Here is a 13,143-nt window from a genome sequence, read left to right as displayed (position 1 = left end):
GATCATGCCGGTCCTCAAACTCCTGCGCGACGTAGCGATGGCAGCCGCGCTCGGCCTCTGCGCCCCTGCGGCGATGGCCGAAGTGGTCATCGTCGTGTCGGCCAAAAACGGCAGCGCAACGCTTACCGAAAGCCAGGTCGCCGATATCTTCCTGGGCCGCGCAGCGTATTACCCGTCGGGCGGGGAAGCCGTGCCGCTGGATCTGCCCGAAGATTCGCCGCTGCGCGCGGATTTCTATCGCGACTGCACCGGCAAGTCCGCATCGCAATTGCGCGCCTACTGGTCGAAGCTGATCTTCACCGGCCGCGCGCAGCCACCGCGCGAAATGGCCGATGCCGCCGCGATCAAGCGCTATCTGCAATTAAGTCCGTCGGCGATCGCGTACATGGACCGCAAGGATGTCGATCCCAGCGTGAAGGTCGTTCTGAGTCTGCGTCCGTGATCTTCGACATCGATAAACTGGGCTCGGTCCAGTCGCTCGACGAGAGCGATGCGGCGCACGAAGCACACGACTCGCCGCCGCCCGAAACGGATGGCGGTGCGCCCGATCCTCGTGCAGCGCGTGCCCGCATCCGCATGCGCCGGCTGCTCGAGGCATATGTGCTGATTCCGGTGTTCGCGGGGTTTCTGCTGGCGGTCATCTGGATCGTGATGCTGCAGTTCGTCCACACGCAGCGCGAGGCCGCGCAGGATGCGGCGGCGGAACTCGTGCGCGAACTCGCAGATACGTACGAAGCGCAACTGGCGCGCAATCTTTCGACCATCGACCAGACGCTCAAGACGGTGCAGTTCGCGTACAAATCGAACGGCGCGACAAGTCTCAGGCGGCTCAACGAGCAAGGGCTGCTGCCTTCGGCGATGGTGTTTCGCATCGCTATTGCCGATGCGAAAGGCAAGCTGACCGCGACCAATCGCTCGGGCATGCCGCTCAACGTGGCGGCCGAGCCGTGGTTCGCGGCGCAGCACGAACGTCAGGACGATGCCCGCGCGCCCTACATGAGTCGCGCGGTGACGGGCGAGCGCGGCACGACACCGGAGATCACGTTCAGCCGACGCCTGCGCGATGCTAATGGGCAGTTCGGCGGCGCGGTGATGCTCTCGCTCGATCCCGGCTATCTGACCAGCAACTACGACACCGTGCGCATGGGCAAAAGCGGCTTGCTCGCGGTGCTCGGCATGGATGGCATCGCGCGCGCGCAGCAGATCGGCGAGGCGCTGTCGTGGGGCGCGCATTTCTCCGAAGGCGCGCTGGGGCGACTGCATCATCAATCGTCGGCGATGGCGACGGTGCATCCGTGGGATCAGGGCGAGAGCCGCTATACGACCTTGCGCGAACTGCACGCGTATTCGCTGATCGCGCTGGTCGGGCTGGATGAGGACGAGCAGCTTGCCGAGTTTCACAGCCGCCGCCGGGCGGCGTATGTCTGGACCACAATCCTGAGCGTCGCGGTCGTTTCGATCGCGTGGCTCCTCAGCCGTTCGAGCTGGCAGCTCGCGGTGAGCCGACGGCGCGAACGGCGGGCGCAACAGACCTACTATGCCGCGTCCGAGGCGAGCATCGACGCGTTCCTGGTGTTCCGCGGCGAACGCAATGCGCTGGATGAAATCACTGGGTTCGTGCTGACGGCGACCAACGGACGCGGCGTCGAGATTCTCGGCAGGCCGCGCGAGCAGTTGATTGGCAGCACGCTGGAGCAGGCGTTGGTGGGCGCGCAGGAAGACGGCATCTTCGATGAGTTCGTCGTTGTGGCGAAGACCTCGCGGGTGCGCGAGCAGGAGTGGCAACAGCGCCGCGCGGATGGCGAGACGCGTTGGCTGCATCGGCAGGTGGTGCCGGTGGAGGAAGGCGTCGTCGCGATCGTGCGCGATGTCAGCGCGCGCAAGCGCAACGAGGCGCGTCGTCAAGAGCAGAGCCGCATCCTTGAGATGATAGCGAAGAGCGTGCCGCTCGAAGAGGTACTGGTGCGCGTGGTCGATGTGCTCGAGGCGCAGATTCAGCGCGCGCACGGCGCGGTCCTGTTGCGCGACGAAACCAGCAATTGGCTGCGGGTAGGCGCGGCGCCAAGTCTGTCGGAGCGGTATCGCGAAGTGGTTGGGCAATCGTGTATCGATGCGGACGCGCTGTTGAGTGGCAAGGCCATCTATACGCGTCAGTCGGTATGCGTGATCGATGCCGCGCGCGACGAGCGCCTGAGCCACGATCTCATGCGCAGCGGGCTCGGCGGCGTGCGATCGTGCTGGTCGTATCCGGTGCTGTCGCACGATGGCTCGGCGCTCGGTGCGATCACGCTCTATCTGCAGGACGGGCACTATCCGAGCGAGGCGGAAGCGCAGGCAATCGCGCTGGCGACGCGTATCGCGGGCATCGCGATCCAGCGCAGCCAGGCGGAGGAACGCATTCGTCACATGGCGAATCACGATGCGCTCACCGGCCTGCCGAATCGCACGCTGCTGTCGGACCGGCTCAAGCAGATGCTGTTGCAGGCGGAGCGTTATGGACGCGGCGTGAGCGTGGTGTTCATCGATCTCGACAACTTCAAGCTCATCAACGATAGCCTCGGGCATCGCGCGGGCGACGATCTGCTGCGCACGGTAGCGGCGCGCATGGTGCAGTCGGTGCGCAGCACGGATACGGTCGTGCGTCTCGGTGGCGACGAGTTCGTGATCGTGCTGCTGGAAGACAATCAGAGCGGCGCAGGCGTGACGGCGATGGTCGAGCGCTTGCGTCACGAGATTTTGCAGCCGGCCGAGTTGCAGGGACAGAGCTACCAGGTGAGTTGCAGCATGGGTGTCGCGAGCTACCCCAACGATGGCCGCGACGCCGACACGCTGCTGATGAACGCCGACGCGGCGATGTATCACGCCAAGGAAATGGGCCGCAACAATTGGCAGGCCTATACGGCGGACATGAATCAGAAGGTGCATGCACGGCTGCGTTATCAAGAGCAGTTGCGTCATGCGCTGGCCCACGGCGAGTTCCGCCTCGTGTATCAACCGCAGGTCGATCTGGAGACGCATTGCGTGTTCGGCGTGGAAACGCTATTGCGCTGGGAGCATCCGGTCGAGGGAACCATTTCCCCGGCGACCTTCATTCCGATCGCGGAGGAAACGGGCCTGATTCTGCCGATCGGCGATTGGGTGCTGCATGCGGCATGCGCGCAAAACAAGGCGTGGCAGGACGAAGGGCTGCCGCCGATAACAGTCGCGGTGAACGTATCGGCGCGGCAGTTCCTGCAGAAGGGGTTGGCGGAGCGGGTGCAGCATGCGCTCGACGAAAGCGGACTGGATGCGCAGTATCTCGAACTGGAGATCACTGAGAGCGTCATCATGCAGGACCTAGAAGGTGCGATCGCCACAATGTGCCGCTTGCAGGAGATGGGCGTAAAGCTGTCCATCGACGACTTCGGCACGGGCTATTCGAGCCTGTCGGCGCTGAAGCATTTCCCGATCGCGCGCTTGAAGATCGATCAGTCGTTCGTGCGTGAGTTGCCGGGTGGCGTCGATGATCGGGCGATCGTGATGGCCGTGATATCGCTTGGGCGTCAGCTCGATTTGAAGGTGATTGCCGAGGGTGTCGAGAGCGAGCAGCAACTCGATTTTCTGCGTGAGAATGCGTGTTCGGAGATACAGGGTTACCGCTATAGTCGGCCTCTCGCACCGGACGCACTGCGGACCCTCCTACAGCAGCCGTTTATGTGGCCGCGCGAGGTTGCCTGATCCGGCATGGTAAAGCATGCGAATGACATCCCCTGTCATGGCGGAATATAGATATCGTGGTGTCAGCCAAAGAGATGGAATGAGCGTCGCGCCGATACCAGGCGAACTAAATCACCACGCCGATTGCCGCAGTCAAGGCGATATATTACTTCGATCGGGGGCTCAATTCGTCAGCATTCGCTACAGCGTACGTCCGGTCGAAGCGGAAATCGAGCCGTCCGTCGGCGGTCGTGGCGACGACTACGGTAATCGTAAGCGACCGGCTATCCCATCTCATACCTCCGCTTCGTGCCCGCACGCATCGTCGACCATGCGATTAACCGCATCGACGAACTTGCCCTTCGGGTCGCCGCCGATCAGCTCCGTACCGCAAGCGGAAGATCATTAACTCACGAAGACGTTGCGCGTGTCACGCTCATATTTTGTCCTCGGTTGCTCCCAGTGCGCTTTTTCACATTGCCTAGACGAGGTGGCGACATGGACAGAAATCGACGGTCCGCGAGAGGGGCTTCGTATATCCGTCCGGCTTCCCCGCAACGCGCTGGCGATCGCAGTCGGCGGTGCTCAGCCGCGTTGAGATTGATGCGCTGGCGGCAGGCTGGCAACGGAGGTCGTCGATGACTAACGGAAGCCGTCGGTGAGCAAAATTTCCTGGCGCACTGCGTCCGACTTGGACGATCCGCGGCGCGTCACATTCGACGAATACGTTCCGGAAGACGAATGCGCCGTGAATCGATGCACGGGCTCTGCAACGGCATTCTGTTAGTGCGCTACATCGGTCCGAGCAACGGCTGGCCCGCATCGACGAAAGCCGCCGCGAAGACCGAAGGGCGCAGTGCCATCCCGGCGCCTATCGCGCCGGTTTGATTCCGTTGAAAGCCGTGTATATAAGTCATGCTGCAACGCCTCTAAGCTACTGAAGGAAATCAGTTTTGGGGTTCCATGGTTTCGTGTGACCGACTCGCTCCATCGCTTCATCAACCGCCGTTTGTTCGTGGGTTGATGATCGGCATGCGCGCCATGAGCCGTATTGGAGACCAAAGCGCACAGCCGACGTCCAACCTGATTTCGATCGCCGCATCATGGCGAAAGACTCACGATTGCACTGATTGTCCCGCCATGCTGTTGCGCGACAAGCGCGGGCAGCACAACATTGAACCTGTGGGCCATGTCTCTGTCCCAAGGTCGTCCCGTCAAAAGGATGCCCGCTGATAGCGGGCGAAGCACCACGGGGAATGGCAATCAACAAGCAATCGCTGTACCAAAGAGATAAATTTGACGGAGCCCTACTAGACGCTTAGCGCAAGTGACATCATGAAAGCATTCTGCCCGAAAACGCTGGACCAGCTCGCTGACCGGTGGACCGTTTTAATGAACCAGCTGAACCGACACAGTGGCCCGTATCCGGACCGGTTCTTTGTCGAAATCGCCGAATTCGTCCAACAAACCCGGCACATCATCAACCCAGATCCGTTCGAGCGCGAGGTGCTGCAGACGGCAGGCCGGCTCCTTGAAGCGGGCAATCTCAAAATGGCGCTGTTCCGACTGCATGAAGTGATCGAGGCAAGGATAGAAGGCCGATTGTCCTGAGGACGAACACGCCGGCCGAAGCCGGCATGCAAACTCGCGGACCGACGAGGGTGCTACGCGCCCAAGACGTGGCTAAGCTCATCAATCCAACGTCTTTGCTCACGGCGCCGGTGCGGGCGCATCGTCATCGCGGTCAGCCGCATCATCAACGGCGTCCTTCACGTCTACCTCGAGATCGCCGACTTTCCTTCCGGGTCTGGCCGGCTATTTGCTGTGCATTGCCTTTCGCTTCCTGAGCCGGGTCGTTGGCCACTTTTCCAACGTCTTCATTGATCTTGCCTTTCCCCTTTTCACCTACATATTTCACTTGATCTTCGTTCACCGTCATCTCGCTAAATGCCTCTCTGCGGTAACCGACGAACAATCCGCAAGGAAGGTGCCGGCTCCATCAGAGCCGCCTAGCATTGACGACAACGCAGGTCGGACATTGCCGAAGCTGCGGAAATCAAGAGCGAGCGCGCACTCGGTGGGTGGATAGGGGTCGCCGTCCTGTCGGTGCCGGGAAGCGAGGTAGCGACGATTTTTATCGGTCGAAGCTTTTAAAAACCAAGACGCAGCGCTCGCCGAGGGACAAGTTCATCCGTGTGCTTGAACTGAGGACGATCGACGACAGCGGAGCCGCATAAGCTCAGCACGCGCGTTGCGCGAACGAGGGAAACGCCGACGAAGGTAACTGTCAGATTCATTATGCCCATAACGACCAGCTGTCCCCTTTTTTTCGCTGTCGCCTATGCTCCCACGAGTGCTGTCGCCGACCCCGCTGGACCTGGTGCGGGAACTGAGGCGATAGGATTCCGACGTCGGCCGCCTCCTGGAGCGGACAACCTGCCGGTGTGATCAATGGGCGCATAGGTGATGTTCATCTCGCCACTGGCGACAACACCCTGGACGACCGAATGCTCGGCACATTTGCCTGTCTCGCGCGGCGCACTATTAGTCGGCTTGGATGATCGGGCGTCGGGCTTGGGCATCTGCACGTTGCTCAAGTCAATGGTGCGATTCATTTTGTCAATCTTAGAGATGTTCAGGCGCCGGAAAGTCTTTGTAACCCGGGCGCATGAGCCGAGCCGCCCGGGCCGCGCGTTGCAGCCTTTCCGTGCGCTTCACTCGTGGCCTGAATGGCAATTTGAAGCGACCGGTCTTCCGCTGGCTGGTAAACAAGCGGTCCGCGGACGCTAACTCGCCTAAATACAAGCCATCGGCCCCGTAGATCTCTTCTTCGACAAAGCGGCCGACATGGCGACCATCATGCGTGCGCAGTTGATCGTCGACGCGATACCCAAAAGAGACGCCGCTCCAGGTCCAAAGCCAGCTCATCTGTTACCTCATCATCTATTGCGTTGCTCAGGAGCGTCCCCTGTCTGCGGAATGTGTAAGGCGACGCGGGCGTAGTTGCGTTTGGATGCATTTTTATGCAACGGATACCGGAAGCGTCGCCATCTCACCGTGCAAAATAATTCATGAAAATCCGTCTTGCGCTCCAGCGACCTTTGTCAATCCGGAACTCTTCGACTCGCCCCGCGCGGATATCGTTCATGAGCCGTTCGATAGCCTCAGGCTTGCTCGAGCTGTAATGGCTTGTTTCAATGTGCAGACAGAACGGGGTGACGGGTAAGATCGGAGCCGATCAGCGAAAGCTGCGACAGTATCGATTGCGGGCTGGTGAAGCTTATCATTCGAATACCTTCGACAAATCCCGATGCGTTTCACCTTTCATCAACTCCCGCCTTGCGGAGGCAGTACTCGGGGCGGCAATCGCCTGGCAAGGGGCCGCAGATTCTATCGCCATCCCGATGCCACTAGACCGGTACACACCCCGGCATCGCGAGTCCGAATCTCTCTGCAAACTGTATCCGCAGCAACGGGTGCGCGAACAGGTAGCCCTAGCCCTCATGGCATCCCAGCCGCCTCAGGATGTTGCGTTGCGGCTCTGTCTCAACACCCTCGGCGGTGGTTTTGACATTGAAGCTGTGCGCCATGTGACGAACGGCGCGAATGATTGCAGCGTCTCGATCGGATTCCAGCACGCCCTGTACAAAAGAGCGGTCGATTTTGACGCGGCTCAGCGGGTAACGCTTGACGAGGTTGAGCGACGCATAGCCGGTCCCGAATTCGTCGAACGCGATTCCTACGCCAATCTCGCGAAGCCGCTCAAGCGACGCCAGCACTGAGTTGTCGTGGTCGAGAACGATGCCTTCCGTGATCTCCGGCTCGAGCGCCTGCGGGAAGCCCGTTTCGCCCAAGTGCTAGGTTGACGGCGATACGAAAAGTCCCGGGCGTCGTATCCTGCGGTCGGTTTCCTTCAGATCGAGACCGCCGCTTGCGGCGAGAAAGACATGATCGTTGCCAATTATGTTCACGGCCGCAACCGGCATGTCGAACATACGAGCGGCGATCCTAGCAACACGCTCCAGACTGGGCAGCGATTGTCCGCTCAGAGCGTATTCAGACAACGCCTTCAACCTTTTTTCCTCGTCGGCCAATACTACAGCGCGCCGGCAAAACCGGTGCGTCGTTCTTGTTTTTGAATTGGCGAGCCGAGACTTTAGAAGCGCACCGCCTGATGATATCGGCTGACGGCATTCATGCCATCCATCAAACGTCGATAGTTCGTGGCGAGCGCCGTCTGCGCCATCTGCGCGCGCGATGCGACGGCATCCATGCTCGCCTGGATCCTGCGGATGACCGCGAGCGACTCCGCCGGCTGCTCGGCCCGCATTGCCATGACGAGCGGTGCGCGCGCTTCGGTCAGCTCGGCGGCGCGGGCCCAGTCTTCGTTGCCCACTGCCGTTTCGATTGCTTCGGTCAGCGACCAGGCTTCCTGAATCAGTTCGTGCTGGTTCATGTCCCGTCCTTAGCTCTTGTTGGTGGCCAGCGCGCCGGCGCTATTGGTGCCGCCGAAGAGGGCGGTCAGATAGCTGGACTGCGTCGCCATCGACGACATCAACGAGTTGAGCGCCGTGAACTGATCGTTGTACGAGGTGGTCAACTGCGCGGTGTACGCGGTGAGCTGCGTCTGCTGATCGGCGATGCTGGTCAGGTCGTCGTTGAGCGCGGTCGTGCGCGTGTCGATGATGCCGCCGGTCTGCAGGAACGCCGTCAGGCTCGTGTTGAGCTGCGCGGCCACGCCGTCGGTCGAGTTGAACAGCGAGGCCACCGTGCCGCTGTTGTTGGTGAGCGCATTGGTGAGCGCGTCTTCGTCGGTCGAGAGCGTGCCGTCCGGCTGCAGCGTGATGCCGATCGACGCCAGGTTCACCTTGCCCGTGCCGACGCCGATGCCCTTGCTGATCGTGCTGGAAATCGTGTTCTTGATCGTGTTCATCATCGAGTCGCCGAGCAGCGCGCCTTGCGAGCTGGAGGTCGAGTCGAAGGACGTCAGCGACGACGCCGTGCTGATGAAGTTGTTATAGGCGGTGACGAAGGCATCGATGGCGGTCTTCTGGCCGGTGACGTCCTGGCCGATCGTGAGCGTCTGCGTCGTGCCGACGGAGTCCGCGGTGATGTTCATCGTGACGCCCGTCACGGCTTCCTTGATCGTGTTGCTCGAACTCGTGACCGGCGTGCCGGCCACCGTCAAATGCGAGTCCACGCCCGCGCTGGATTGCGTCCAGCCGCTGGTGCTGCTGATCGTGGTGTGCTCGGGGACGGTGATGGTCTTGGTCGGATCGGTTGGGTCCGGATCGGTTGTCGTGGTGGATGAGCTGACCTGAAGCTTGTTGATGGCGGAGGTGCTGTCGTCCGCCGTGACATCGACGCCGATCTGGTTGCCGAGACCCGTCGACGTGGAGCGCAGCACGAGGTGCGCGCCGTCCGAGCCGTTGACGATGGTCGCGGTGACGCCGGGATTGTCGGATGCCGAGTTGATCGCCGACACGATGCCCGAGAGCGTGTTGTTGCTGCTGTCGAGCTTGATCGTGCTGGTGTTGTTGCCGACCTTCAGCGTGATCGAGCCGGTGCCGAGTGCGTCGGTGGTCGAGAACGTGCCGGACGTGATCGATTGTGCCGAAGCGATGTTCTGTACGTTGACCGCGTAGCTGCCGGCCACTGCCGTGGTGTCGGCGCTACCGGTGAGGCCCTTGCCGTCTGCGGTGGCGGTGAACGAGCCGAGCGTCTTGCCGTTGGCGAGATTCGTGATCGAGCTCTGCAGCAGCGACAGCACGGACTTGAGCGTGCCGATCGCGGTGAGCTGCGTGTTGTCGGCGGTCTTCTTGTTGTTGAGCGCGTCGGTCTGGCCTGCGACCTTCGCGTTGACGATCGCGGTGACGAGCGAGTTCACGTCCATCGTCGAGTTGGTCGAACCGCTGATGATCGACTGTGCGGCCTGTTGTACGGCGCTGGTCGGATCGACAGTGGAACTCGATGTCGTGGCTACGGTGGTCATGTGTGCTCCGCTCGTATTACTTCGCGATCGTTTGGAATTGGGCGGAAGTCGTCATCTTCCGAAAACGCGCACAGGGAGACGAGCTCCCTTTGCGCTGACTACTTTGCTGCTTTTGCTGCGATTTGTTGCGTGCGGCGCGCATTGTACTGCCTGATGCGTGCCGCCTTGCTACGCCGGCCGCGATGCTTAGCCGAGGAGCTTCAGAACCTGCTGGGGCATCGAGTTCGCTTGAGCCAGCACCGAGATACCAGCTTGTTGCAGCACTTGAGCCTTCGACAGGTTCGCGGTTTCCTGCGCGAAGTTCGCGTCGGTGATTTGCGACTGTGCCGACGACAGGTTGGTCGACTGAGCCGTCTGCGTCGAAGCGATCGACGAGAAACGGTTCTGTGCGGCGCCGAGGTCAGCTTGAATCGAGTTGACGCTGTCGAGCGCGTTGTCGATCGATTCGATCGCGAGGTTCGCGCCGTTGGCCTTCGTCAGGTCGATGTCGGAGACCTTCGGGGGGACGTTCTGCGCGTTGGCTTGAGCGATGCCGTCAGCCGAGGCGGCAGCGTTGGTGTTCGAAGCGAGTGCGCCCTTTCCGGCCAGCGCCCCGCCGGTCGTGCTGAACAGTGCGCCAGCTTGCGTTGTGGTCAACGCGAGCGTCGTATTGCCGTCTGCGCTCTTCGCCGTGTAGGTGTATCCGCCGTTGCCGTCACCCTTGACGTCAACGCTGGTGAAGGCGGTCGTGTCCGACGCGCCAGCAACCGTGCCGTCTGCCTTCAGGTTGATCGAGACGCTGCCATAGTCGCCATTGCCACCACTGGCTGCGGTGTAGGTGTTCTTGGTCGTGTCGGTCTGGATCGCATTGATGTCGGTTTGACTAACGCCGGCCGTCGTTGTGGTGAGCGCCGTTCCAGTGAGCGTCGACACACCGCCGGTGTTCGTCGTCTGCGTGAAGAGCTTGGCAGCGTCCGTATCGCTGAGGTAGGTAGCGCTTTCGTCGCCGCCCGCGTCGACCGTCTTGAACTTGTAGCCGCCGTTCCCATCCGCGTAGACGTTGACCGACGCAATGTCCGTGTCGTCGCCAGCAGGCGTCGCGGTCAAGTCGCTCTTCAGGTTGGACGTGAAACTCACGCTGCCGAGTGACGCATCTGCAGCCGCGAACTTCTCGGGCGCTGCGACGTCAGCCTTCGCTGCAGCAGCAATCTTCGTGATCTGGTCCGTCTGGCTTTGCGAAGCACCGTACAGCGCGCCCGACGTGTTGACCGTCAGCGTCAGTGCCGTCTTCGTGCCCGTCGTTGCGCCGGTCGTGTTGCCCGAGAACAGATTGCTCGACACCGACGAGTCGATTGCCTGGTTGTTCTGGTCGGTGAACGAGAAGCCGCCGTTGCCGTCAGCCAGCACGTTGATTTGCGTGATGTCCGGCTTGGTCGTGCCCGTCGTTGCAGCACCCGCGCTCGTCAGGCTCAGGCCCGACAGCGTGCCGATCGTCGCGCCCTTCTGCGGCAGACCGCCACCGAGTTGAGCTGCGGACACGCCGTTGCTCAGATCGATACCGATCGTCTGGCCGACGTTCGCGCCAACCTGGAACGACACCGTGCCGGCCGAGCCGTCGAGCACGTTCGTGCCGTTGTAGGTCGTTTGCGAAGCGATACGGTTCACTTCAGCGATACGCTGAGTCACTTCCTTCTGCAGCGAAGCCTGGTCGCTCGACGACAGCGAGCCGCTCGAAGCCTGCACGGCCAGCTGGCGAATACGTTGCAGGTTGTCCGAGATCTGCGAGAGGCCCGAAGCGGCCGTCTGGGTCATCGAGACGCCGTCGTTGGCGTTCGACACACCTTGATTCAAACCGTTGATCTGCGAGGTCATGCGCGAGGCAATCGCCTGGCCTGCTGCATCGTCGGCTGCGCTGTTGATGCGCTTGCCCGACGAGAGGCGGGTGATCGCCGAAGACAGCGCGCTTTGCGTGCTGTTGAGGTTCTGCTGAGCAACCAGCGAGTTGATATTGCTGTTGATACCGATCATTTGTTCTCTCCTGGGAGACTTATCTGGCTTCGGCTAATGGCACCGAGTTGTTGCCTGGCGGTCCTGCGCTCGGTGATAGCCGGCCGCCTACTTGTGGTTATCGGGCGCGAGGAAACAAACTTTAGGCGAATGGCACTTGAGATTTTTGTCGCAGCCGACTTGATATCGAGCGCAACAAGGCTGGACAAAGCAGGGCGGACGCCTAGAATAGTTCGAAGATGGTCGGCTGGAGGTCGCAATGGACGAAATTCGGTTAGTCGGCGTCGACATCGGGAAGTTCGTTTTCCAGATTCACTGCCAGGATTCGAAGGGCAACACGGTGATACGGAAGCGTATGTCGCGAACTCAGTTTCTGGACTATTTCGCGTCCGCCGAGCCTTGCTGTATTGCCATGGAAGCCTGCGCGGGGTCTCATTTTTTAGCTCGACGACTGAAGGAGTTTGGGCATCTGCCCCGACTGATCGCACCCCAATTTGTCCGGCCATTTCTTAAAAGCTCCAAGTCGGACATGAACGATGCCGAGGCGATTTGTGAGGCAGCGGCCCGACCGTCGATGCGCTTCGTTTCGGCGAAGAGCGAGGCGCAGCAGGTGCTATGCGCTCTGCAGCGAGTCAGACAATCCCTTGTAATGGAGCGGTGCCGAACGGCAAGCCAGGCCCATGCATTCCTACTGGAGTTTGGCTTTGCCTTCTCACGGGGGGCTCGCCTTTGGTCAAGTCTGGCCGAGGCGATGAAGCAGCATAAATTGCCTCAGGATATTTCACCGCTCCTTGAGGGCTTGGCAAGTCAGTACAACATGAAAACGACGGAGATCGGAGTGATCGAACGAGAGATGCTCAGTCGACTCAGAAAGGAAGAAGCGGGGCGCCGGCTGCTTACTATTCCAGGTATCGGCATGGTGACCGCGTGCGCGCTGTTATGCGAGTTGGGGGATGGTCAGCAGTTCTCGAACGGTCGCCAGTTCGCTGCGTCTATTGGCCTGACCCCACGCCAACACAGTACGGGTGGCAATACCAGGCTCTTGGGTATAACCAAACGAGGCGACAAACATGTGAGAACCCTGCTTATCCTCTGTGCTCACCTCATCATCGCTCGACCAAGCAGGGGCGGCGACGTTTTGGGCGACTGGGCTCGAGCGTTGGCTATGCGTCGCCATCCGAGCGTCGCTGCTTGTGCGCTAGCGAACCACCTTGCTCGAATCGCATGGGCGTTAGTCGTACGCCACACCGAATACGAGCCGCGTACATTCGAGCGTGGGTCCAAGCATTGCCACGCATAGAACGGTGCCGCAGAACAACGAGCATGAAAGCAGGTGAAAGCCGGAAAAAATGTGGCTTTCGAGGCCGTTTCACTGGCGCACCACAAACTCCGCGCTTGTCTCCATCCCCGATGGAAAACGTTCGAAGACACCGACGGTTCATCCGTCAACGAGGCGCATTCCGGGCGTG

The 13,143-nt window shown here is 60.9% G+C and carries 11 protein-coding genes and 1 pseudogene; 4 read left to right on the top strand and 8 right to left on the bottom strand.

All coding sequences use genetic code 11. The annotated features are described in order from the left end of the window. Nucleotides 1-4: 4 nt before the first annotated feature. From QCE88_RS40610 to QCE88_RS40600, 3 genes are all read left to right on the top strand, one after another. Entirely contained in the window at nt 5-442 is a 438-nt protein-coding gene (locus tag QCE88_RS40610; protein WP_309911618.1) for a phosphate ABC transporter substrate-binding protein, read from the top strand. Then, nucleotides 439-3,717 (top strand): EAL domain-containing protein, encoded by a 3,279-nt coding sequence (locus tag QCE88_RS40605; protein ID WP_309911617.1) that lies wholly within the window; start codon nt 439-441, stop codon nt 3,715-3,717. The genes QCE88_RS40610 and QCE88_RS40605 overlap by 4 nt, the downstream gene beginning before the upstream one ends. 1,371 nt (nt 3,718-5,088) lie before the next feature. After that, on the top strand, nt 5,089-5,307 hold the full coding sequence (locus tag QCE88_RS40600) for a hypothetical protein (protein WP_309911615.1): 219 nt from the start codon (nt 5,089-5,091) through the stop codon (nt 5,305-5,307). A gap of 145 nt (nt 5,308-5,452) precedes the next feature. Here the strand turns inward: QCE88_RS40600 and QCE88_RS40595 are convergent, their stop codons facing one another. The 8 genes and pseudogenes from QCE88_RS40595 to QCE88_RS42200 all read right to left on the bottom strand — a co-directional run. Beyond that, a complete protein-coding gene (locus QCE88_RS40595; protein WP_309911614.1) occupies nt 5,453-5,629 on the bottom strand; it encodes a CsbD family protein in 177 nt (58 codons plus the stop codon). Between the two features lie 692 nt (nt 5,630-6,321). Beyond that, nucleotides 6,322-6,624: a hypothetical protein gene (locus QCE88_RS40590; protein WP_309911612.1), complete on the bottom strand. Its 303-nt coding sequence runs from the start codon at nt 6,622-6,624 to the stop codon at nt 6,322-6,324. A gap of 566 nt (nt 6,625-7,190) precedes the next feature. After that, nucleotides 7,191-7,550 (bottom strand): EAL domain-containing protein, encoded by a 360-nt coding sequence (locus tag QCE88_RS40585; RefSeq protein WP_309911611.1) that lies wholly within the window; start codon nt 7,548-7,550, stop codon nt 7,191-7,193. A 3-nt stretch (nt 7,551-7,553) separates the two neighbouring features. Beyond that, entirely contained in the window at nt 7,554-7,790 is a 237-nt protein-coding gene (locus tag QCE88_RS40580; protein WP_309911609.1) for a hypothetical protein, read from the bottom strand. 62 nt (nt 7,791-7,852) lie between these two features. Continuing rightward, entirely contained in the window at nt 7,853-8,152 is a 300-nt protein-coding gene (locus QCE88_RS40575; RefSeq protein WP_309911608.1) for a flagellar protein FliT, read from the bottom strand. A 9-nt stretch (nt 8,153-8,161) separates the two neighbouring features. Further along, a complete protein-coding gene (fliD, locus tag QCE88_RS40570; RefSeq protein ID WP_309911607.1) occupies nt 8,162-9,688 on the bottom strand; it encodes a flagellar filament capping protein FliD in 1,527 nt (508 codons plus the stop codon). A gap of 186 nt (nt 9,689-9,874) precedes the next feature. Then, nucleotides 9,875-10,600 (bottom strand): flagellin, encoded by a 726-nt coding sequence (locus QCE88_RS42205; RefSeq protein WP_409018333.1) that lies wholly within the window; start codon nt 10,598-10,600, stop codon nt 9,875-9,877. A 177-nt stretch (nt 10,601-10,777) separates the two neighbouring features. After that, nucleotides 10,778-11,695: pseudogene (locus tag QCE88_RS42200) on the bottom strand (flagellin); the annotation flags it as partial. A 238-nt stretch (nt 11,696-11,933) separates the two neighbouring features. Here QCE88_RS42200 and QCE88_RS40560 point away from each other — a divergent pair. Continuing rightward, entirely contained in the window at nt 11,934-12,974 is a 1,041-nt protein-coding gene (locus QCE88_RS40560) for an IS110 family transposase (RefSeq protein WP_309911604.1), read from the top strand. The last annotated feature ends 169 nt before the right edge of the window (nt 12,975-13,143 follow it).

Origin of the sequence: Caballeronia sp. LZ035, assembly GCF_031451175.1 — a bacterium.
Taxonomy (GTDB): Bacteria; Pseudomonadota; Gammaproteobacteria; order Burkholderiales; family Burkholderiaceae; genus Caballeronia.
Note: the sequence above shows the minus strand (reverse complement) of the source record. Positions and strands in the feature narration are given on the sequence as shown.